At 63.4% G+C, this 22,666-nt stretch carries 21 protein-coding genes; 13 read left to right on the top strand and 8 right to left on the bottom strand.

Features of this window, described 5'->3' with window-relative positions; genetic code table 11:
* Positions 1-4: 4 nt before the first annotated feature.
* From gmk to fabD, 7 genes are all read right to left on the bottom strand, one after another.
* Positions 5-661 carry a guanylate kinase gene (gene gmk, locus AC1RZR_RS26630; protein ID WP_095086392.1) on the bottom strand — a complete coding sequence of 219 codons (657 nt, stop codon included), beginning with the start codon at positions 659-661 and terminating at the stop codon, positions 5-7.
* Positions 662-664: 3 nt separating this feature from the next.
* A complete protein-coding gene (locus AC1RZR_RS26635) occupies positions 665-1,555 on the bottom strand; it encodes a YicC/YloC family endoribonuclease (protein WP_477276260.1) in 891 nt (296 codons plus the stop codon).
* Positions 1,556-1,710: 155 nt separating this feature from the next.
* A complete protein-coding gene (gene mltG, locus AC1RZR_RS26640) occupies positions 1,711-2,973 on the bottom strand; it encodes an endolytic transglycosylase MltG (protein WP_481826491.1) in 1,263 nt (420 codons plus the stop codon).
* 96 nt (positions 2,974-3,069) lie between these two features.
* Entirely contained in the window at positions 3,070-4,332 is a 1,263-nt protein-coding gene (fabF, locus tag AC1RZR_RS26645; protein WP_481826492.1) for a beta-ketoacyl-ACP synthase II, read from the bottom strand.
* 34 nt (positions 4,333-4,366) lie between these two features.
* Positions 4,367-4,603 carry an acyl carrier protein gene (locus tag AC1RZR_RS26650; protein WP_006203723.1) on the bottom strand — a complete coding sequence of 79 codons (237 nt, stop codon included), beginning with the start codon at positions 4,601-4,603 and terminating at the stop codon, positions 4,367-4,369.
* A gap of 212 nt (positions 4,604-4,815) precedes the next feature.
* Entirely contained in the window at positions 4,816-5,553 is a 738-nt protein-coding gene (gene fabG / locus AC1RZR_RS26655; RefSeq protein WP_477276254.1) for a 3-oxoacyl-[acyl-carrier-protein] reductase, read from the bottom strand.
* A 60-nt stretch (positions 5,554-5,613) separates the two neighbouring features.
* Positions 5,614-6,567 (bottom strand): ACP S-malonyltransferase, encoded by a 954-nt coding sequence (gene fabD, locus AC1RZR_RS26660; RefSeq protein WP_481826493.1) that lies wholly within the window; start codon positions 6,565-6,567, stop codon positions 5,614-5,616.
* A gap of 253 nt (positions 6,568-6,820) precedes the next feature.
* Here fabD and AC1RZR_RS26665 point away from each other — a divergent pair, with 253 nt between their 5' ends.
* Positions 6,821-8,773: an LTA synthase family protein gene (locus tag AC1RZR_RS26665; protein WP_481829125.1), complete on the top strand. Its 1,953-nt coding sequence runs from the start codon at positions 6,821-6,823 to the stop codon at positions 8,771-8,773.
* Between the two features lie 48 nt (positions 8,774-8,821).
* On the opposite strand, the gene AC1RZR_RS26670 is transcribed toward AC1RZR_RS26665, so the two are convergent.
* On the bottom strand, positions 8,822-10,468 hold the full coding sequence (locus AC1RZR_RS26670; protein WP_481826494.1) for a pilus assembly protein TadG-related protein: 1,647 nt from the start codon (positions 10,466-10,468) through the stop codon (positions 8,822-8,824).
* Between the two features lie 454 nt (positions 10,469-10,922).
* Between AC1RZR_RS26670 and rpsF the strand changes: the two genes are divergently transcribed.
* From rpsF to AC1RZR_RS26730, 12 genes are all read left to right on the top strand, one after another.
* Entirely contained in the window at positions 10,923-11,414 is a 492-nt protein-coding gene (rpsF, locus tag AC1RZR_RS26675; protein ID WP_352868182.1) for a 30S ribosomal protein S6, read from the top strand.
* Complete coding sequence (rpsR, locus tag AC1RZR_RS26680; RefSeq protein ID WP_006203718.1) at positions 11,414-11,662, top strand: 30S ribosomal protein S18; 249 nt, start codon at positions 11,414-11,416, stop codon at positions 11,660-11,662. The genes rpsF and rpsR overlap by 1 nt, the downstream gene beginning before the upstream one ends.
* Before the next feature lie 219 nt (positions 11,663-11,881).
* Positions 11,882-12,466 (top strand): 50S ribosomal protein L9, encoded by a 585-nt coding sequence (rplI, locus tag AC1RZR_RS26685; RefSeq protein ID WP_477276247.1) that lies wholly within the window; start codon positions 11,882-11,884, stop codon positions 12,464-12,466.
* 285 nt (positions 12,467-12,751) lie between these two features.
* Positions 12,752-14,050: a cyclopropane fatty acid synthase gene (locus AC1RZR_RS26690; RefSeq protein WP_481826495.1), complete on the top strand. Its 1,299-nt coding sequence runs from the start codon at positions 12,752-12,754 to the stop codon at positions 14,048-14,050.
* A 242-nt stretch (positions 14,051-14,292) separates the two neighbouring features.
* Positions 14,293-15,261 (top strand): small ribosomal subunit Rsm22 family protein, encoded by a 969-nt coding sequence (locus AC1RZR_RS26695; protein ID WP_481826496.1) that lies wholly within the window; start codon positions 14,293-14,295, stop codon positions 15,259-15,261.
* A gap of 215 nt (positions 15,262-15,476) precedes the next feature.
* Positions 15,477-16,967 (top strand): replicative DNA helicase, encoded by a 1,491-nt coding sequence (locus AC1RZR_RS26700; protein ID WP_258592706.1) that lies wholly within the window; start codon positions 15,477-15,479, stop codon positions 16,965-16,967.
* A 57-nt stretch (positions 16,968-17,024) separates the two neighbouring features.
* Entirely contained in the window at positions 17,025-18,428 is a 1,404-nt protein-coding gene (gene radA / locus AC1RZR_RS26705; protein WP_258592705.1) for a DNA repair protein RadA, read from the top strand.
* Positions 18,429-18,513: 85 nt separating this feature from the next.
* Positions 18,514-19,185 (top strand): CvpA family protein, encoded by a 672-nt coding sequence (locus AC1RZR_RS26710; RefSeq protein ID WP_477276238.1) that lies wholly within the window; start codon positions 18,514-18,516, stop codon positions 19,183-19,185.
* 104 nt (positions 19,186-19,289) lie between these two features.
* Positions 19,290-20,759, top strand: coding sequence for an amidophosphoribosyltransferase (purF, locus tag AC1RZR_RS26715; RefSeq protein ID WP_477276236.1), 1,470 nt, complete (start codon positions 19,290-19,292; stop codon positions 20,757-20,759).
* A 48-nt stretch (positions 20,760-20,807) separates the two neighbouring features.
* Entirely contained in the window at positions 20,808-21,548 is a 741-nt protein-coding gene (locus AC1RZR_RS26720; RefSeq protein WP_481826497.1) for an SDR family NAD(P)-dependent oxidoreductase, read from the top strand.
* A 79-nt stretch (positions 21,549-21,627) separates the two neighbouring features.
* Complete coding sequence (locus tag AC1RZR_RS26725; RefSeq protein ID WP_481826498.1) at positions 21,628-22,257, top strand: hypothetical protein; 630 nt, start codon at positions 21,628-21,630, stop codon at positions 22,255-22,257.
* A gap of 169 nt (positions 22,258-22,426) precedes the next feature.
* Positions 22,427-22,645 carry a hypothetical protein gene (locus AC1RZR_RS26730; RefSeq protein WP_111549227.1) on the top strand — a complete coding sequence of 73 codons (219 nt, stop codon included), beginning with the start codon at positions 22,427-22,429 and terminating at the stop codon, positions 22,643-22,645.
* The last annotated feature ends 21 nt before the right edge of the window (positions 22,646-22,666 follow it).

The following is a 22,666-nucleotide window of genomic DNA, read 5'->3' on the forward strand; positions in this document are numbered from 1 at the left end:
CCAGTCAGCCCGTCTTCTCGTCCAACAATCCCGAGACGAAATCGAACAGGCCGGGCCGGCGGTCGCGTCTTAGCCGCTCGGCCACGACGATGCCGCGCACTTCGGCGAAGGCGCGGTCGAGGTCGTCATTGACGATGACGAAATCATATTCCTTCCAGTGCTCGATCTCGTTGCGGGCATTCTTCAGCCGCGTCTCGATCACCGCCTCCTGGTCTTCGGCGCGGCGCTTCAGCCGCGCTTTCAATTCCTTCATCGACGGCGGCAGGATGAAGATCGAGACAATGTCGGCGCGCATCTTCTCCTTGAGCTGCTGTGCGCCTTGCCAGTCGATGTCGAACAGCATATCGCGTCCTTCAGCCAGCGCCAGTTCGGCCGGCTCGCGCGGTGTCGCGTAGCAATTGCCGTGCACCTCGGCCCATTCCAGCAACGCGTCGGAATCGCGCAGCCGCTCGAAATCGCGCATGGTCCGGAAATGGTAGTGAACACCTTCGATCTCGCTGCCGCGGCGCGGTCTGGTCGTGACCGAGACCGACAGTTCGAGGCTGGAATCGCTTTCAAGAAGGTTGCGCGCGATCGTCGACTTGCCAGCCCCCGATGGCGACGACAAGACGAGCATCAGGCCCCGGCGGCGAATGCGGGACCCTAAATCCTTGGCAACCATTGGCTACTCCAGATTCTGGATCTGTTCACGAAACTGGTCGACCACGGCCTTCAGCTCCAGCCCGATCGCGGTGACCGTAGCGGCGTTCGACTTCGAGCACAGCGTATTCGATTCGCGGTTAAATTCCTGTGCCAGAAAATCGAGCTTGCGGCCGACCGCACCGCCACCCTCAAGCAGTGCCCGGCCAGATGCGACATGCGTTTTCAGGCGGTCGATCTCTTCGCGGATATCGGCTTTGGTGGCGAGGAAAGCCGCCTCCATGTGCAACCGGGTGACGTCCAGATTGGCGGAAGCATCCATCAGCAGCCTGACCTGCTCGGCGAGGCGTTCGCGGATCGCTACCGTCTCGCGTGACGGATCCGCCTCGGCTTGCTGCGTCAGCGCCTCGATTGCGTCGATGTGGCCCGCCAGCAATAAGGCCAGTGCGGCACCTTCGCCCTGTCGTGCCTGTTCCAGTCCTTTGAGGGCCACCTCGAGCGCGGCCATGATCGCGATGTCGAGCGCGGCGCGCACTTCTTCGGTTTCGACGGTTTCGGGAATATCAAGCACGCCGCGCAGCGAAAGCAATCCGTCTGCCGTCGCGGGGGCAACGCCGAACTGCTCCTGCAACCGCTTGGCAAGCCCCGCCAGGTCCTTCAGGAAGGATTCGTTGACGACTGGCTGCGCCTGCGCGCCGGCGGCACGGCCAATGGTCAGTGTCGCCTGGAAATTGCCGCGCGCAAAACGCTTCTGAAGCGTCTGCCTGACGGCCGGTTCCAGCCGCTCGAAGCCTTGCGGTAGCCGCAGCCGCACCTCGACGCTCTTGCCGTTGACGGACTTGACCTCCCAGGCGATCGCGGTGCCTTCATGCTCGGCGACGGCACGTGCAAAACCGGTCATGCTCTGCAAATTCATATCGCCCACAAGTCCCTGGCGCATCAGCCCGAAACCGGTTGTCCGGAGAGGAGCACGTGCGGCTTGAAATGACTGCGCCGCAGGTGCGTCGAAATCGGACGCGCGGCTCTTCCAAATGTCAGGGCGTCGCCTGTTGGGCAACGCCTTTCTTCATCCTACTGGGCAGCGCCCGCATCGCCGCCGCCATCACCGCTGTCGTCGCCAGCGTCAGCCGGCTTGTCGGCATTGGTGCCGTCAGCCGGCTTGTCGGCATTGGTGTCACCGGCGCCCGCAGCCTTGGCGGCGTCATCGGCCTGCTTCTTCTGCAACGCGCGATAGCGGGCGACGTTCTCGTTGTGCTCTTCCAGCGTCGCGGCAAAGACGTGCCCGCCGGTGCCATCGGCGACGAAGTAAAGGTCGTCGGTCTTCGACGGATTGGCCACCGCCTCCAGCGCCGCACGACCCGGATTGGCAATCGGCGTCGGTGGCAAGCCGTTGATCACATAGGTGTTGTAGGGCGTCTGCTTCTGGATGTCCGACTGGTAGATCGGCCGGTCCGCTGGCTTGCCCTTGCCGCCGAACAGGCCGTAGATGATGGTCGGGTCGGATTGCAGGCGCATGCCCTTGGCCAGCCGGTTCAGAAAGACGGCGGCAACCCGCGAACGCTCGTCACCCTTGCCGGTTTCCTTCTCGACGATCGAGGCCAGCGTAACGAACTCTTCGACGTTGGCCAGCGGCAGGTCCGGCGCGCGCCGCTGCCAGACATCCTCGACGAGCTTCTTCTGATCCGCCAGTAGCTTGTCGACCATCTGCTGGCGCGTCGCGCCGCGGGTGAAGCGCAGCGTGTCGGTGGCGAGGCTGCCCTCGGGCGGAGTGGTCGCCGGCATGTCGCCGCTCAGGGCAGGCTCGTCGGCGATACGCTGCAGCGCCTGCTCGACCGTCAGCCCTTCTGGAACGGTCAGCGAATACATCACCGACTTGCCACTCTTCAAAAGCTCCATGATGTCGCGCATGGAGGCCCTGGGCTTGATCTCGTACTCGCCGGCCTTCAGTGCTGAATCATTGCCGAAGGCGCGCACGCCAAGGCGGAAGATCCGCGCGTCGCTGATCAGTCCGCGGCGTTCGAGCTGCTCGGCAATATCCTGGACGCCGGTGTTCGGCTTGACCAGGAAGGTGTCGCCATTGGCCGAGGGGCCAGCTTCAGTGAATTCCTGCTTGCCAAAATAGAGCGCGACGCCCGCCGTCAGAACCATCAGCATCACCAAGGAGATGACGAAGTTCATGAACACGACGATCTGGCTGCGCGAGGCCCGCGAGCGCTTCGGCGGTGGCGTGCCGGCCTCTGGCCGCAGCGCTTCGTTTGCAGTCTTCGGCATGATCGGACCTGATGTTGCCGGCCGTTGCCCGAATTCTCCGTTGCCCGCCGGATTTGTGTTCATTTCGCCCTACCGTTTGATCGCTCAACGAATCCCCTGCGGCAGAGTAGGGGCGAATATGGCAAAATTGACGACAAGCGTCGCCCGGCAGCCGGGCGGTCAGCCATTGTAGCGCTGGAAGACGAGCGAAGCGTTGGTGCCGCCAAAGCCGAAGGAATTGGACAGCGCCACGTCGATCTGGCGGGCGCGCGGCTTGTTGGGCACCAAGTCGATCGCGGTTTCGCGCTCCGGGTTGTCGAGGTTGATGGTCGCCGGCGCGACATTGTCGCGAATGGCAAGGATCGAAAAGATCGCTTCGGCAGCACCCGCCGCCCCCAGCAGATGGCCTATCGACGACTTGGTCGACGACATCGAAATCTTGGACGCGGCATTGCCGACAAGTCGCTCGACGGCGCCGAGCTCAATGGTATCGGCCATGGTCGAGGTGCCGTGCGCGTTGATGTAGTCGACATCGGCGGGCGTCAGCTTGGCCCGGTTCAACGCCGCCGTCATGCAGCGAAAGGCGCCGTCGCCGTCTTCAGCGGGCGCGGTGATGTGATAGGCGTCACCGGTGAGACCGTAACCGGTCACCTCCGCGTAGATCTTCGCGCCGCGCGCCTTGGCATGTTCGAGTTCTTCAAGCACGACGACGCCGGCGCCCTCGCCCATGACGAAGCCGTCGCGGTCGCGGTCATAGGGGCGCGACGCTGTTTGGGGCGCATCGTTGCGATCGGTCGACAGCGCCCGGCATGCCGCGAAGCCGGCAATCGACAGCCGCGTTACCGGCGCCTCGGCGCCACCGGCGACCATCACGTCGGCATCGCCCCACATGATCAGCCGGGCAGCATCGCCAATAGCGTGCGCGCCGGTCGAACAGGCCGTGACGACGGCATGGTTCGGGCCTTTCAGCCCGTGCCGGATCGAAACCTGTCCGGAGACGAGATTGATGATCTGGCCCGGGATGAAGAAGGGGCTGATGCGGCGCGGGCCGCGTTCTTTGAGGATCATCGCGTTCTCAGCGATGCCTTCGATGCCACCGATGCCGGAGCCGATCAGCACGCCGGTGGCGCACTGCTCGGCATGGGTCTTGGGTTCCCAGCCGGAATCCTTCAGCGCCTCGTCGGCGGCGGCAATCCCGTACAGGATGAAGTCGCCGATCTTGCGCAATTCCTTCGGCTCGAGCACGGCCTCGGGATTGAAGGTGGCATTGCTGCCGTCACCACGCGGAACGACGTGGGCGATCTTGCAGGCAAGATCCTCCACCTCGAATTCGGTAATGCGCTTTGCTGCGCTGCGGCCGGTCAGAAGTTCCTTCCAGCTGTGCTCGAAGCCCATGCCGAACGGCGACAGCAAACCAAGGCCCGTGACGACGACACGCCTCATCGCAGGTCCTCCCCGGTGATGACTGCGGAAAGCGTCAGGCCGATGCCTTGTCGATATACTTCACAGCATCGCCAACGGTCAGGATGGTCTCGGCCGCGTCGTCGGGGATCTCGACGCCGAATTCTTCTTCGAACGCCATGACGAGTTCGACCGTGTCGAGGCTGTCGGCGCCCAGATCATCGATGAAGCTCGCCTGCTCCGTCACTTTGTCGGCATCGACGCCAAGGTGCTCGATGACGATCTTCTTGACGCGCTCTGCGGTGTCACTCATTTGGGGCATCCTCGTCTTTTGTTTGTCTGTCTTCGTTAGCGGGCAGAATGCCGCTAATCAAGCTGAAAGATGGTCCTGCCGGAAACGCAACGGCCACGGACCGGTTTTTGCCCGAACCGCCGGGTTGCGGGCCGCATTACACGAAAAATAGCTGAGGTCCAAGCCGAAATGGTCTCTTTTCACAAGCCGGCAACAACTCCGCCGGACCTCGTTCAAATCATCGCCATGCCGCCATTCACATGGATGGTCTGGCCGGTGACGTAGCCGGCTTCGTTGGAGGCGAGATAGGCAACGGCGGATGCGACTTCAACGCTGGTGCCCATGCGGCGCGTCGGGATCGCCGCCATGATCGCCTCCTTCTGCTTGTCGTTGAGCTTGCCGGTCATCGCCGATTCGATGAAGCCCGGAGCGACGCAGTTGACGGTGATGTTGCGGGTGGCGATCTCCTGCGCCAGCGACTTGGAAAAACCGATCATGCCGGCCTTGGAGGCGCAGTAGTTGGTCTGGCCGGGATTGCCGGTGACGCCGACCACCGAGGTGATGTTGATGATGCGGCCGTGGCGGCGGCGCATCATTGGATGGGTGAGTTCCCGCGTCAGCCTGAACACGGCGGTCAGATTGACCTCGAGCACGGTGTCCCAGTCGGCGTCAGACATGCGCACGAACAGGCCATCCTTGGTGATGCCGGCGTTGTTGACCAGGATGTCGACACCTTCCAGATCGGCCTCCGCCTTCTGGCCGAGCGCCTTGACCTCGTCGCGGTTCGAGAGGTTGGCCGGGAACAGCTTGACCCGGTCGCCAAGCTCGGCAGCCAGCGTCTCCAACTTCTCGACGCGGGTGCCATGCAGGCCGACGATGGCGCCTTGCGCATGCAGCACCCTGGCGATGGCCTCGCCGATGCCTCCCGACGCGCCGGTGACGAGTGCCTTGCGGCCAGTCAATTCGAACATTTTTGTCTCCTGATTGAGAAGAGAACACCCTTCGCACGGATGGGGTCAAATCGCATCCTATTAAGCATTCGTCGCCAGCGCCGCCTCGACCTCTGCCGCGGAGCCGACCGACGCGGTGGCGATCTCGCGGTTGATGCGCCGCGCCAGGCCTGAAAGCACCTTTCCGGCGCCAATCTCGTAAAGCGTGGTGATGCCGTTTGCGCCGAACCATTCCACCGTCTCGCGCCAGCGCACGCGGCCAGTAATCTGTTCAACCAGACGCCGCGCAATCTCGTCGGGGTCGATCGAGGTCGTCACCGACACGTTGGAGACGACTGGGACGACCGGCACATTCTTGGCCACGCCAGCCAGGGCTTCCCGCATGACGTTCGCGGCCGGCGCCATCAGCGCCGAATGGAAAGGCGCAGAGACCTGCAGCATCAGCGCGCGCTTGGCGCCCTTGTCCGTGCAGAGCCTTGCCGCCAGTTCGACCGCTGCCTTGGCGCCGGAAATCACCAGTTGGCCGCCGCCATTGTCGTTGGCGATCTGGCAGACAGAGCCGTTGCCAGCCCCTTGGGCCGCCTCGGCGCAGGCGGCCTCGACGTCAGCCTGTTCCAGTCCGATGATCGCCGCCATGGCGCCCTCGCCGGCCGGCACCGCCGCCTGCATGGCATTGCCCCGGATGCGCAGCAGCCGGGCGGCATCGGCAACCGAAACGAAGCCGGCGGCCGCGAGCGCCGAATACTCGCCCAGCGAATGGCCGGCAACATAGGCAACCTTGCCCTTCAGCGAGAAGCCGCGCGATTCCAGCGCCCTGATCGCGGCCAGCGACACCGCCATCAGGGCAGGCTGCGCATTGGCGGTCAGCGTCAAAGTCTCCTCCGGCCCTTCCCAGATCAGCTTCGACAGGTTCTCGCCGAGCGCGTCGTCAACTTCCTGGAAGACCCTGCGCGCTTCGGGAAATGCTTCGGCGAGATCCTTGCCCATGCCAACAGCCTGGCTGCCTTGTCCGGGGAAAGTGAGTGCAACGGCCATGCGAGGGCTCCCAAGGGCTGGTTTTGCTTGCCTGATAGACGGGTTTTTCTTGCCTGTGACGCAAGGCAGGCCGCCAAGTCAAGCCCAGTTCGACCCCGCCGGGCGGCATCATCGCCGTCCGAATGCCTGTTCCAAAAGGCTTCCTGGCGATCACTCCTGATGAAAACCGCTCACGAATCGTTTGCTGGCTCTTCTTATTTCCGCCACAGGCGCTAGCTTTCGGTGACAATAATATGACAATCGAGTGACGTGTTTGTCGCTGGGTGGGGAAGTTAAGGTGACAAAGAGTTCGAAACGCGCCGCCAAGGCGGCGCCACAGTTCCTGGAAGACGATCCGTCCACCGGCTACCTGCCGGGCAGGACATGGCCGGTCGTGCGCTATGGACTGATCAGCCTGGCAATCGCGGCCGTCCTGGTGTTTGCCATCGAATTGATCGTGCGTGGCGACTTTGCCGGCACAGTCTCCTTCTTCCTGCAGCCGCTCAAGCCGGGCTGGACCACCATCGTCGTGTTTGCTCTGATCCTGATCGGCCTCGATGCCGTGCTCGGCCGCAGCCACCAGAGCCTGATGATCGTCGCACCGTTGACCCTTTCCCTTGCCTTCGTCGGCCACCAGAAGTCACACTATCTCGGCGATCCGCTCTATCCCACCGATTTCCTCTATGCCCGCCAGATCTTCGCGCTGCTGCCGCTTCTGGTGCGCGACCGGCCGATCACCGCGCTCGCCATGGTGGTAGGCATCGTCGCCGGCCTGTCGCTGCTCGTCTATGGCTGGCGGCTGTGGCGCCGCAAGGTTCCGGCGCTCAGCCGCAAGGGTCGCCTTGCGCGGTTGACGCTGGCTGTGCCGCTGCTCGCCTTCTTCGTTTCGATCATGGATTACGCCACCTTCTCCTGGACCAGGGACCGGCTGCAGATCATCCCGATCATGTGGGACCAGAAGGAAAACTATGCCTCCAACGGCTTTGCCCTGGCCTTTGCCCTCAACGTGCCGATGGCGCATGTCTCGGCGCCGCCGGGCTATTCCGACAAGGCAGTCGCGGCGATCGACCGAAGCGATGTGACCGCCTCGGTGCCGGCCGAGAAGCCCGACATCATCATCGTCATGAGCGAATCCTTCTGGGATCCGACCAAGCTGCCCGGCGTCACCATCACCCCCGACCCGATCCCCAATGTGCGGGCGCTGCGCTCCGGCTCGATGTTCTCGCCCGAATTCGGCGGCATGACCGCCAACATCGAGTTTGAGGCGCTGACCGGTTTCTCCAACGCATTCCTGCCGGCCGGCAGCATTCCCTATCAGCAATATGTGCGCACACCGACGCCTTCGCTCGCGACTTTCCTCAAGAGCGAGGGTTACCGGGCGCGCGCCATCCACCCCGGCACCAACTGGTTCTGGAACCGCGGCGCGGTCTATGCCGATTTCGGCTTCAACGATTTCAAATCCGAAGAGACGCTGCCGCCCATGCAAAAGCGCGGTCCGCTGGCATCCGACGCGGCGATGACCGACGAGATCATCAGCGAGGCCGACGCCAGCGACGAACCGGTGTTCTTCTTTGCCGTCAGCCTGCAAAACCACGGCCCCTACGAGCCGAACCGCTATTACAATCCGACACACACGGTGCAGGCACCGATCAGCCAGTGGGCGCGCGAATCGCTGCTCAGCTATGCCGAAGGCTCAGCCGACGCCGATCGCGGCCTTGAACGCCTTGTCGAATGGGCGAAGAAACGCTCCCGTCCCACCGTGATTGCCTTCTTCGGCGATCATCTGCCTCCGCTGGGGCCGGTCTATGTCGAGACTGGTTTCCTGAAGGACAATGTCGCGCCGCGCAAGGAACCGACGCCGGAAGCCGCACTTGAGCATCACCAGACGCCGCTGATCATCTGGTCGAACCGATCCGGTCCGGTCGAGAACCTGGGCGCGGTGAGCCCGGCGTTCCTGCCCTACCACATCCTCACCACCGCCGGCATCACCCACCCTTACTACACGGGCTTCCTGGGCGAGATGCGCGAGCGCTACCGCGTCGTCGACCGCAACCTGTTGCTGACGCCGGCGGGCGAGGCCACGCCCGACTGGGCGCGGCAGAAGGAGATCGACCCTCAGATCCGCGATTTCCGCCTGTTGCAATACGACATGATGTTCGGCAAACGCCTCGCGGCGCCGGATTTCTTCCCCGAAACGGTCGACAAGGTCGTCGCTCACACGAGTTGAGCCACTCGATCCCGTCAGGATCCCGCCCGGCGCACTCGGGTCACGCGTTCAATTCGTCAATTGCAGTTTCGAGAACTTGTTGGCGATCTGCTGGAATACGTCCGGCAGTTTGGTTGGATCGTTGACGGCATAATAGCCGCTGGGGTCCGAGGCACAGGCACTGTAAAGCGCGCGGTTGGCGGCGGTGTCGGATTGCAGCACCATTGTGTAGATCTGCACGCCTTCATTCTTCAATTGGGTACAAACGCTTTTGGTCCAGCCGTCGACATTGCGCGCCGCAGTCGTCTGGTTGTCCGATCCAAAACGGCCACCCGCCAGATAGCCATAGGATGTGTAGTCGGACTTCGTCGGCTGTTCACTGGCGCCATAGACGACGTTCTCCCCGTCGGTCAGCAACAGCACGATCTTGCTGACGCCAGGCGTCTTCCACGGCACTCCATCGGTGTAGGGCGCGCCGGGCGACAGCACCCGCATGCCCCAGGAGAGGCCTTCGGAGACATTGGTACCCGAACCGTTCCACTCGGTCATCTGGCTTGCTGCCTTGCGCAGCTTGTCGAAATCGTCGGTCAGGGGAACGACCGGTGTCGGGCAAGCGCGGTTGGGGCCGACGGTGATGGGGGAGCCCGTCTCGGTGATGAGCTCCTTGGCGGGCGCAACATATTTGGCGATCTTTTCCTTGGCGGATTTGCCGGGCGTCAACAAATCGCTGATGAGATCGCTGAGATCGATGCCGAGAAGGTTGTCCTTATTCTTGGCGAGCTTGACCTTGTCGCTGACGTCGTCGAGATACGAATTGTTGTAGTACTTGCTCGAATTGCCGTAGGAGCCAGACGGCATCTGGGCATCTTCCGGATCGTCCGGCGCGAAATACGGAACGAACAGCGTGTCGGGCTTTGCCGGGTCAGGTGGGCTGTCGGAAATGTTGTAGGTGCCCGGCCGCGCCTCGACGCAGCCTTTCCATCCGGTGCCGTTCCATCCGGGCTCGGTCCATCCGGTCTCCTTGAGCTGCTTGAAAAGCGCCATATGATGGGGACGCTTGCCGTCGATGACCGGGAAATTGAGGCCGTTGGTGGAAGACTTGCCGTCCATGTCGATCCAGGACGGGTCGAATTCGTCGCCATCGACGTTGACGGCTGTGACGAATGGGACCAGCGAGGCTCGGATATCGCGCGTCGGCGATTTTGCCGCTTCGAGGGTGTTGAGCAACGAATTCGTCGCCGTCCTCAGCGCCGTCATGCGCGCGCCGGCCATGGAGCCGGTATTGTCCAGCACCAGCACGACTTCGAGCTGGTTGTTCGATTCGACGGCGGCGGCATCGACCTCGATGTGCTTGCTGTTGCCGAACAGGAAGGCAAAGTTCAGATTGACGTCGGCTGAGGCAACCGCCTTCGTCTTGACGAAGTTGATACCCCTGTCGACGGTCAACGTCGCCTTCGCATTGCCGAGTTCGCGGTGGCCGGCGATGTTGGCCTGGAAATAGCGGTCAAAAGCGTCATTGCGGGTGATGTCGAGATCGCCAAGATGTGAAGAGGCAAGGTTTGCCGCATCGAGGGCGTTCCGCAGGTTGCTCCTGGCCCGCATGAGGGTGGAGACATCGGTTGCAAAGGCGATAGCCGTGATGATGGCCGGCAACCCCAGTCCCAGCACAAGCGTAAAATTGCCGCTCGTCGAGCGCCAGAACTTATTGAGAAGCATCTTACCCCCAAATGCTCGCCGCTTTGTGCGCGGTTGTCCGGCTTTTGCGCCTCCCATGATGAATGGGCCGTTGATGGCGGCGGTTCAACTGCGCACAACCTGGCAGTGTGGTTAAGACCTGGTTGCAGGAATCACAAAGCCTGGCCGTTGTTGCTGCTTGATTTTCAGCCCTGCGACACAAGAGAATGCCGCTTGCGCTTGCGTTGTGGGCGGATTGCTGTATAGACGCCCCCAATCTGCCGGTCCCAGCTGGGGGCTGAACGGAGGGCCGGAGGTTTTTTCGAACACCTTCGTGTGAAGCCAGAAGTGCTTCCGCCTCCCGTGTCTCCGCTCTCGACCGTCTCGACATGCTCCTTTCTTCCCCGTTCCCTTCGAGGGTTTGCGGGTCAGAGAAGTTGCAGAGGCTTTTGCCGCCGGGAACCGGGAGAGAAACGAAGAAAGGCACTGAACCATAATGGCTCTTTACGAACATGTGTTTCTTGCCCGGCAGGACCTCTCGCAGCAGCAGGTCGATGCGCTTGTCGAACAGTACAAGGGTGTCATCTCCGCGAATGGCGGGTCCGTCGGCCGGGTCGAGAACTGGGGATTGAAGTCCCTCACCTACCGGGTCAACAAGAACCGGAAGGCTTACTACACGCTGATGGACCTGAACTGCCCGCCGGCCGCGCTCAACGAGATGGAGCGCCAGATGGGCCTGTCCGAAGACGTGCTGCGTTTCCTGACCATCAAGGTCGAGGCGCATGAGGAAGGCCCGTCGGCCATGATGCAGAAGCGCGAAGAGCGCTCGGAACGCGGCGGCTTCGGCGACCGCGACCGTGGCGATCGTGGCCCGCGCTCCTTCGGCGACCGTGATCGTGGCGACCGTCCGCCGCGCTCGTTTGGCGACGCCGGTGCTGATCGTGGTCCGCGCCGTCCGCGCGAAGGCTTTGAAGGGGGTGCAGAATAATGGTCGACATCAACCAGATCCCGACCCGGCGCCCATTCCATCGCCGCCGCAAGACCTGCCCGTTCTCCGGCGCCAACGCGCCCAAGATCGACTACAAGGACGTGCGTCTGCTGCAGCGCTACATTTCCGAGCGCGGCAAGATCGTGCCGTCGCGCATCACCGCCGTCAGCCAGAAGAAGCAGCGCGAACTCGCCAAGGCGATCAAGCGCGCCCGCTTCCTCGGCCTGCTGCCCTACGTGGTTCGCTAGGACTTTCGAGCGGGCGGCTTGCCGCCCGCTTTTTCACCGGCCACGACGGGCGTGACCGGGTCGAACATCAAACCCCGGGTTGGATTTCAAAGAGAGATCCTAACTGCCTGAACAGGCAGGACAGCGACACCGGCGCCAATGCGCCCAAGCTTCCTGACCTGTTCCCAAGACATTCGGCGTCGATCCCGGTGATTGGCGTCCAACCGAAGGAACAAAACCATGGAAGTTATTCTTCTCGAACGCGTTTCCCGCCTCGGCCAGATGGGCGATACCGTCAAGGTCAAGGACGGCTTTGCCCGTAACTTCCTGCTGCCGCAGGGCAAGGCGCTGCGCGCCAACGAAGCCAACAAGAAGAAGTTCGAAGGCCAGCGCGCCCAGCTCGAAGCCCGCAACCTCGAGCGCAAGTCGGAAGCCACCGAGGTCGCCGAAAAGCTCGACGGCAAGAGCTTCATCGCCGTTCGCTCCGCTGGTGAAACCGGCCAGCTCTACGGTTCCGTTTCGACCCGCGACATCGCCGAGCTGCTGACGGCGGGAGGTTTCACCGTCAATCGCAACCAGATCCTGCTCAACCAGCCGATCAAGACCATCGGCCTCACCAATGTGGCAATCGCGCTGCATCCGGAAGTCGAAGTCACGATCACGCTCAACATCGCCCGCACGGCCGACGAGGCCGAACGCCAGGCCAAGGGCGAGACGCTGACCACCGCCGAAGCCATTTACGGCGACGACATCAACGACAACGCCCGGCCGGAAAACTTCTTCGACCCGAACACCGAGTTCGAAGGCGGCGAAGACAACGCCTGACGGTTCGAGTTGCCGGTGCGCCCCGCCGGGCGTGCCGCACTCAGCTTCGATCCCAGTTGGCCTCGGCCATGCTGGACCAATGCCCGGGTCTCTCGCCCGGGCATTTTTGTGCCAAATGGAACTTTTCGAACCCCTATATATTGATGCAGACTACAACGCCGCGCGTCCTTTGGACGCGCAAAGGACGCTGTAGGACTTTGGTTTGGCGCGTGATCCTGGCCGAAAATCGATTTTCGATCTTCTGGGTCAGGCGTCGAGGCAGCCTGTCTGAGGGGACATTTGGTCATGAATATCCTGTTGAAACGCGTTCTGGACCGCCTGGTGCGCACCGGCAATCTCAAGGTAACCGGCCCCAAGGGCGCGACAGTGGTTTTCGGTGATGGCAGCGGCGAGCCGGTGCACATGCACATCAAGACCGCGCATGCCGAGCGCGCCATCACCTTCGATCCGATGCTGGCGGTGCCGGAATCCTACATGGACGGCGAGCTCGACATCCTCGAAGGTGGCGTGCTGGGTGTGATGCGCATCGCCTTCCAGAACATGGGCAGCGGCGGCATCGACGCCACCTGGTCGAAAGCCATCGAGGGCCTGCGTCACGCCTTCCGCCGCCTGCAGCAGATCAACACCGCCTCGCGCTCGCGCCGCAACGTGCAGCGCCACTACGACCTGTCCGGCGACCTCTACCGGCTCTTCCTCGACGAGGACATGCAGTATTCCTGCGCCTATTTCGAGCAGCCGGACATGACGCTCGACGAAGCCCAGGCCGCCAAGAAACGCCACATCGCCGCCAAGCTCAGGCTGAAGGCCGGCCAGACGGTGCTCGACATCGGCTCCGGCTGGGGTGGGCTCGGCCTCTATCTCGCCAAGGCCTTCGACGTCGATGTGCAAGGCGTGACGCTGTCGACCGAACAGCATGGCGTCGCGACCGACCGGGCGCATGCGCAAGGGTTGGAAAGCCGCGCGCATTTCGAGCTCAAGGACTACCGCGAGCTCAACGAGCGTTTCGACCGCATCGTTTCGGTCGGCATGTTCGAACATGTCGGCGTCAACCACTTCCGCACCTTCTTCGACAAGAGCTCGACGCTGCTCAAGCCGGATGGCGTCATGCTGTTGCACACGATCGGCCGCTCCGGCGTGCCGTGGGCGACCAGCGCCTTCATCCGCAAATACATCTTCCCCGGCGGCTATATCCCCGCGCTCTCCGAGATCATGCCGGCGATCGAGAAATCGGGCCTGATCGTCACCGACATCGAAATCCTGCGGCTGCACTATGCCGACACTCTGAAGCACTGGGGCGAGCGCTTCGCCGCCAACCGAGACAAGGCCAAGGCGATTTACGACGAGCGCTTCTGCCGCATGTGGGAGTTCTATCTGGCCGCCTCGGAAGCTGCTTTCCGCTGGCAGGATCTTGTCATCTTCCAGATCCAGATCGCCAAGAAGAACGACACCTTGCCGATGACGCGCGACTATATGGCCAAATGTGAGAAGGCGCTGGAGATGCGCGACATGGGCCACCGTGAAACGGCTCCCGTCAAGAAGAGCCCGGCTACCAGGCCAGCTCGCCGCCGCAAGGTTGCGGACTAAGGCGCGTCGCGTTTGACCGGACCCCGGCGCGCCTCAGGTGTCGTTCTGCCAAAACCGGGCCCCGGTTGGGCGACATGCATTGGAAATAGTATTGCCGCTTGCCATTGCCTGCCCCTGCACTGAAAAAGGTCCCGTGATCGCCACGGGACCTTTTTCATGACCTATGTCCTCTATGTCGCTGCCGCTCTGGCCGAGATCGCCGGCTGCTTTTCGTTCTGCAGCGCGCCACGCGGAGCCTGAGCATGGAGTTGCCGGCCCCACTTCGCCAGGGTGTCGAGCGCCTGCTCGAAAACGTCCCGCTGACGACACTGAAGCAAGCGGCAAAAACGCTGTCCGACCGCTATCGCGCCGAGTTGCGCGACGGCCGGCTGCATATGGCCGAGGGCACGGCCGTGCAAGCCTATCTGGCGACGCGGCTGCCGGCGACCTACGCCGCCGTCCGCGCCAGCCTCGACGCGCTGAGCGACGCAAGGCCCGGCTTTCAACCCAGGAGCCTGCTCGATGTCGGGGCCGGTCCTGGTACGGTGCTTTGGGCCACGACCGATCTGTGGCCCGATCTCGAACAGGCGGTGTTGTTCGAAGCCAGCGCCGCGGTGCGCAAGGTCGGCGAGACGCTTGCCGCCGGCGCGATTGCCGCGCAGACCAGATGGCTGGCCGGCGACGCCACCATAGACCTTGCCGATCTGGAGCCGGCCGACCTGGTCACCTGCGCCTATGTGCTCGACGAAATTGTCCCCGCTTCACTGCCAAAGCTCATCGATCGGTTGTGGCAACTCACTGGCGATACGCTGCTGATCGTCGAACCGGGCACGCCGGCCGGATGGCAGCGCATCCTTGCCGTGCGCCGGCAACTGATCGAGGCGGGCGCGCATGTGCTTGCGCCCTGCCCGCATCAGGCGCCCTGCCCGCTCGCCCCGCCCGACTGGTGCCATTTTTCCCGCCGCGTCGCCCGCTCGCGCCTGCACCGGCTGGCCAAGGATGCCGACGTGCCGTGGGAGGACGAGAAGTTCATCTATGTCGCGGCTTCGCGAGACGGGCCCACGTCCCGCCAGCCACGGGTTCTAGCACCACCGAAATCCGGCTCCGGCAAGGTTCTACTCAAGCTTTGCCAGCAAGACGGCACTGCCACGGAGCGATTGTTCACCAAGCGCGACGGCGCGGACTTCAAGCTGGCCCGGCGGCTGGACTGGGGCGACAGGCTGGGCAGGTGATAGACCGCAACACCCACAATTTTCCTGTTTTGTTCTTTTTTGAGAACCGCTAGGCTCGCCACTTCGATTCGAGTCAATCAGGATTCTTTCCACCGAAAAATCTTGGCTGTGAATCGCGGGCATCAAAGACGGTTGGGCGGGCACTGATGCATATAAGTCAGCATCAAATTGTCGGGTTCTGATATCGAGAAGCCGGGATCGGAATCGGGGACATCATGGCAGAAGCAGCGCGAAAATTCGGCGTCGCGGAAACACCGCTTTATCGTGAAGCGCCAAACAACATCGAGGCCGAGCAGGCATTGCTCGGCGCCATCCTCGTCAACAACGACGCCTTCTACCGCGTCTCGGACTTCCTCAAGGCCAGCCATTTCTACGAGCCGCTGCACCGCAAGATCTATGAGGTAGCATCCGAGTTCATCCGCATGGGCAAGGTGGCGACGCCGATCACGCTAAAAACCTTCCTGCCGGCCGACGAGAAGGTCGGCGACATGACGATGGCGCAATACGTCGTGCGGCTGGCGGTGGAAGCCGTCACCGTCGTCAACGCCACCGACTATGGCCGCGCCATCTATGACCTTGCGACGCGCCGCGCACTGATCACCGTCGGCGAGGACATGGTCAACATCGCCTATGACGCGCCGGTCGACATGGCGCCCACCGAACAGATCGAGGATGCCGAGCGGCGGCTGTTCGAGTTGGCCGAGAACGGCCGCTACGATGGCGGTTTCGAGAGTTTTTCCGATGCGTTGAAGAACGCCGTCGACATGGCCAGCGCGGCCTATATGCGCGATGGCCACCTGTCCGGCATCGCCACCGGCCTGCGCGATCTCGACCATCGCATGGGCGGCCTGCAGCCTTCGGATTTGATCATCATCGCCGGCCGACCCGGCATGGGCAAGACATCGCTGGCCACCAACATCGCCTATAACATCGCTGCCGCCTATGAGCCTGCCCAGCAGGCCGACGGCTCCGTCAAGGCGGCAAATGGCGGCGTCGTCGGCTTCTTCTCGCTCGAAATGTCGTCGGAGCAGCTGGCCACCCGCATCATCTCCGAGCAGACTGAAATCCCGTCGTCGAAGATCAGGCGTGGCGATTTGACCGAAGCCGATTTCGGCAAGCTTGTCGCGTACACGCAGGAGAACCACAAGCGCCCGCTCTACATCGACCAGACGGGTGGTATTTCGATTGCCCAGCTTGCGGCTCGCGCCCGCCGCCTCAAGCGCCAGCGCGGGCTGGACCTGATGGTCATCGACTATATCCAGCTCATGCAGGGTTCGTCCGCCAAGGCGTCGCAGAACCGCGTCCAGGAAATCACCGAGATCACCACCGGACTGAAGGCGCTTGGCAAGGAGCTTGGCGTGCCGATCATCGCCCTCTCACAGCTCTCGCGTCAGGTCGAAAGCCGCGACGACAAGCATCCTCAGCTGTCCGACTTGCGCGAATCGGGCTCGATCGAGCAGGACGCCGACGTGGTGCTGTTTGTGTACCGCGAGGAATATTACATCAAAAACAAGGAGCCTGAGAAAGGCACGCCCGAGCATCTCGCCTGGGAAACAAAGATGGTCGAGGTCCAGGGCAAGGCCGAAGTGATCATTGCCAAGCAGCGGCATGGACCGACCGGCACCGTCAGCCTCGCCTTCCAGGGCGAGTTCACCCGCTTCTCCGACCTTGCCGAAGAGCATCATTTGCCGGAAAGGTTCGAGTAATTTTTTGACCTACCCTCGCGCACCGCGCCCAGGCCATTTTCAGGCGGTATCCAACTGATGGCCAAATCGCGCGTTCAGTTCATCTGCCAGAACTGCGGATCGGTGCACCAGCGCTGGGCCGGCAAATGCGATGCCTGCGGCGAGTGGAACACGCTGGTCGAGGAAGGCACGTCCGGCGGCATCGGCTCGGGACCGGCCAACACGCGCAATGCCCGCAAGGGCCGCGCGGTGGTGCTGACCACGCTGTCGGGCGACATCGAGGACGCGCCGCGCATCATCTCGGGCATTGGCGAACTCGACCGCGCCACCGGCGGCGGGTTCGTGCGCGGCTCGGCGCTGCTGGTCGGCGGCGACCCCGGTATCGGCAAGTCGACGCTTTTGACCCAGGCCGCGGCTGCGCTGGCGTCAAAGGGCCACCGCATCGTCTATGTCTCGGGCGAAGAGGCCGTCGCGCAGATCAGGCTGCGGGCGCAGCGGCTCGGTGTTGCCTCGGCACCCGTGGAACTTGCCGCCGAGACCAATGTCGAGGACATTCTCGCCACCATCGCCGATGGCAAGCGGCCGGACCTGGTGATCCTGGATTCGATCCAGACGCTGTGGACCGACCTCGCCGATTCGGCACCGGGCACCGTCACCCAGGTGCGCGCCGCCGCCCAGGCGATGATCCGCTATGCGAAATCCACGGGGGCGGCAATCGTCCTGGTCGGCCATGTCACCAAGGAAGGCCAGATCGCAGGGCCACGCGTCGTCGAGCATATGGTCGACGCCGTGCTCTACTTCGAAGGCGAAGGCGGCCATCATTTCCGCATCCTGCGCACGGTGAAGAACCGTTTTGGGCCGACCGACGAGATCGGCGTCTTCGAGATGTCGGACAAGGGTTTGCGCGAGGTTGCCAACCCGTCCGAGCTTTTCCTTGGCGAACGCCATGCGAAATCGCCAGGTGCGGCGGTTTTCGCCGGCATGGAGGGAACAAGGCCGGTGCTGGTCGAGATCCAGGCGCTGGTCGCCCCCTCCTCGCTCGGCACGCCGCGCCGCGCCGTCGTCGGCTGGGATGGTGCGCGGCTGTCGATGATCCTGGCGGTTCTCGAAGCCCATTGCGGGGTGCGCTTCGGCAGCCATGATGTCTATCTCAACGTCGCCGGCGGCTATCGTATCTCGGAGCCCGCGGCCGATCTGGCGGTGGCTGCGGCCCTGGTTTCCTCGCTCACCGGTCTTGCCCTTCCCGCCGATTGCGTCTATTTCGGCGAAATCAGCCTTTCGGGCGCCGTGAGGCCGGTTGCGCATGCGCAACAGCGCCTCAAGGAAGCCGAAAAGCTGGGTTTTGGAAGCGCGGTTCTGCCCTTGGGCAGCGAGGAACTTGCCGGGGGGATCGGGGCCGGTGCTTTCCAGCCGACCGAGCTTGCCGACCTCGTGGCACGCATCGCCGGCTCACGCCGAAGCCGCGTGGACGAGCAAGACTAGAGCATCGGACCCAAAAGTGGGAACCGGTTTTGGGAAAACCCGATGCTCCGCGCTATAACGCGGCTCATGGAGTGGGGCGAAAGACATGCCGATTACGCTGCTTGACGGAATTCTCGTCGGCTTCACCCTGGTCTCGGCGATGCTCGCCATGGTTCGTGGCTTCTCGCGCGAAATCCTGTCCGTCGTCTCCTGGGCAGCGGCGGCAGCGGCGGCGTTCTTCTTCTACAAGCCGGTCCTGCCATACCTCAAGCCGTACATCGACAACGAAAAGATCGCCATGGCGGCCGCCGCCGGCATCGTCTTCGTCATCGCGCTGATCGTCGTCTCGGTCATCACCATGAAGCTCGCCGACTGGATCATCGATTCCAGGATCGGCGCACTCGACCGCACGCTGGGCTTTCTCTACGGCGCGGCGCGCGGCATTCTGGTCGTTGCCGTCGCACTGCTGTTCTTCAACTGGCTGGCTGGTGCCAAGGCACCGGCCTGGGTCACGGATGCCAAGTCGCGGCCGTTGCTGGAGCAGATCGGCGCCAAGCTCGAAAGCCTGCTGCCCGAGGATCCCGAAAACGCCATCCTCAAGAAGCTCAACCCGAATCAGCCGGCTACCGAGACCCCCGCGGCCCCCGACGCGCCGGCGGCGGACGCTCCGGCGGGTGGCGACGACGCCAACACGCCGGCGCCCGACGACAATGACGCCGCAACGCCGCCCGCGGACAACGCCCCGGCCAGTCCAGCACCGGCGGCACCGGCGAACTGACGCCGGAAAGGGCGTCGGGAACTGACGATCGTGTGAACGGCTGCACGGCGCGCGTTGCTTTCGACGCGAACCCGCACTATATGGCGATTTTAGCGGAGCTTAAGATGGCAGACGCAGACGACGTGCTTTCCGCCGAGGCCGACGACCATTTCCACGACGAATGCGGCGTGTTCGGCATTTTCGGCCGGCAGGACGCGGCAGCCATCGTCACACTTGGCCTGCATGCGCTGCAGCATCGCGGCCAGGAAGCGGCCGGCATCGTTTCCTATGATGGCAGCCAGTTCCATGTCGAACGCCATGTCGGCCTGATCGGCGACACCTTCACCAAGCAGCGCGTCATCGACAGCCTGCAAGGCAACCGCGCCATCGGCCATACGCGCTACGCCACGACGGGCGGCGCCGGTATGCGCAACATCCAGCCCTTCTTCGCCGAGTTGGCAGATGGTGGCTTTGCCGTCGCCCACAACGGCAACCTGACCAACGCCATGACCGTTCAGCGCGCGCTGCAGAAGCAGGGCGCCATCTTCTCCTCCACCTCCGATACCGAGACGCTTTTGCACCTCGTCGCCACCAGCAAGGAGCGCGATTTGAACTCGCGTTTCATCGATGCGGTGCGCCAGGTCGAGGGCGCCTTCTCGCTGGTGGCGATGACGTCGAAGAAGATGATCGGCTGCCGCGATCCGCTCGGCATTCGGCCACTGGTGCTCGGCGACCTCGACGGCGCCTGGATCCTGGCGTCCGAAACCTGCGCGCTCGACATCATCGGGGCGCGCTTCGTGCGCGATCTCAAGCCCGGCGAGATGGTCGTCGTCACCGCCAAGGGCATCGAGAGCCTTTTTCCCTTCGAACCGCAGAAGACCCGCTTCTGCATCTTCGAATATGTCTATTTCGCCCGGCCGGATTCCTCGGTCGAGGGCCGCAACGTCTACGAAGTGCGCAAGCGCATCGGCGCCGAACTGGCGCAGGAAAGCCCGGTCGAGGCCGACATCGTCGTGCCGGTACCGGATTCCGGCACGCCGGCAGCGATCGGCTTTAGCCAGGCCGCCGGCATTCCCTTCGAGCTCGGCATCATCCGCAACCATTATGTCGGCCGGACCTTCATCCAGCCCGGCGATTCGATCCGCCACATGGGCGTCAAGCTCAAGCACAATGCCAACCGTCGCATGATCGAGGGCAAGCGCGTGGTGCTGGTCGACGACAGCATCGTGCGCGGCACCACCAGCCAGAAGATCGTGCAGATGGTGCGCGACGCCGGCGCCAAGGAAGTGCATATGCGCATCGCTTCGCCGCCGACGCGCGCCTCCTGCTTCTATGGCGTTGACACGCCGGAAAAATCGAAGCTTCTGGCATCGCGCATGTCGGTGGAAGAAATGGCCGAGTTCATCCGGGTCGATTCGCTCGGCTTCCTCACCATCGATGGCCTTTATCGCGCCGTCGGCGAGGCCAGCCGCGACAACGACCAGCCGCAATTCTGCGATGCCTGCTTCACCGGCCAGTACCCGACGCGCCTGCTCGACTTCGAAGGCCACGACAATGTGCGCACGCTGTCGCTGCTGGCGACGAGCGGGTTGTAGGATTGCCGGGCCGTCACTTTCCCTAGCCAGATTTCCGGAAGCCATCGCATGACCCTCGACCTTACCGGCCGCGTTGCGGTCGTCACCGGCGCCTCGCGCGGCATCGGCTATTTCATCGCCAAGGAACTGGCTGCAGCCGGCGCGCATGTCATCGCGGTAGCGCGCACCGTCGGCGGCCTGGAAGAGCTCGACGACCAGATCAAGGCGGCCGGCGGCCAGGCGACGCTGGTGCCGCTCGACCTCGCCGACATGGCCGGCATCGACCGGCTGGGCGGCGCCATCCACGAGCGCTGGGGCAAGCTCGACATTCTCGTCGCCAATGCCGCCGTGCTCGGCGTCATCTCGCCGATCGGCCATGTCGAGGCCAAGACCTTCGAGAAGGTGATGACCATCAACGTCACCTCGACATGGCGGCTGATCCGCTCGGTCGACCCGTTGCTGCGGCTCTCCGACGCCGGCCGCGCCATTTTGCTATCTGCCAACTCGGCCCACTCGGCGCGTGCTTTTTGGGCGCCCTACGCTGCATCAAAGGCTGCCGTCGAGACGATGATGCGCTCCTGGGCGCATGAGACGGAAAGCCTGCCGCTCAGGGTCAACGCCGTCGACCCCGGCGCCACCCGTACCGCGATGCGGGCGCAGGCGATGCCTGGCGAGGATCCGGCGACGCTGCCGCACCCGTCGGAGATCGCCAAACGCATCGTGCCGCTCGCCAGCCCCGACCTGAAAGAGACCGGACTGATCTTCCAGGCCAAGCACAACCGCTTCGTCGCCTATCGCCAACCGGAATAGCTGTTTTTTGCCGGAAGATTTTCGGCACCGCCGACGTTCTTCGAATGTCAGACATTCGAACCTTGAACGGAGGACCATCATGCGCAGACTGCTTCTCGCCACCGCCGCCGCCCTGATCGCAGCCGCGGGCGCCGCCTATTCGCAAGGTGCAACTATGAGCTTCTTCGTCACCAGCGTCGGTTCAGGCAAAGGTGCCGATCTCGGCGGCCTCAAGGGTGCCGACGCACATTGCGCCTCGCTGGCGGAAGCCGCGGGCGTCACCGGCAAGACCTGGGCCGCCTACCTATCGACCAGCGACACCGACGCGCGCGAGCGCATCGGGAAGGGGCCGTGGGTGAACGCCAAGGGCATGAAGATTGCCGACGACGTCGCCTCCCTGCACAGCGACACAAACGGCATCACCAAGCAGACGGCGCTGAACGAAAAGGGCGAAGTGGTCAACGGCCGCGGCGACACGCCAAACCGACACGACGTGCTGACCGGCTCCAAGCCCGACGGCACGAGGATCGCCGACCAGACCTGCGGTGACTGGACGATGAGCGGGGCGGAAGGAGCCGCGATGGTGGGCCATCACGACCGTACCGGCCTCGACGATTCGGCGGCCGCCAAATCCTGGAACTCGTCGCATGCCTCGCGTGGCGGCTGCAGCCAGGAGGCGCTGAAGGGCACCGGCGGCGACGGCCTGTTCTATTGTTTTGCCACCAACTGAGCCGATTGGGTTTCGAAAGTCGGGCTATGACCCACCGTCACATCACGCGGCTGTGATGCGACGGTGGAAGGTTGCGCGGCGGTCATGCTTTCGTCATTTCGGCGGAGTTGATAGGATCGCAACGACTCCCGCAACAAGCGCCCTGGCTGGGCAGAACAAGGAAATTCCCATGGCTTCGACCGTAGCGTTGGTCTGGTATCTGGTAATCGCCGGCCCGCAGGGCGGCATGGTCGTGCTGCCCAGCACCTTCGACAAGCGCGAGCAATGCACCGCCGCCATCACCGAATATCAGAAGCAGCCGACACCGACCGGCTGGTCGGTGCAATGCGTGCCGAGCGCCTCGCCTTTCACCGACGAGGGCGATGCGGAAGAGCCGGCGGCACAGTAAGCATCAGGCGCACGAGATCCG

Source organism: Mesorhizobium bavaricum (assembly GCF_056781655.1).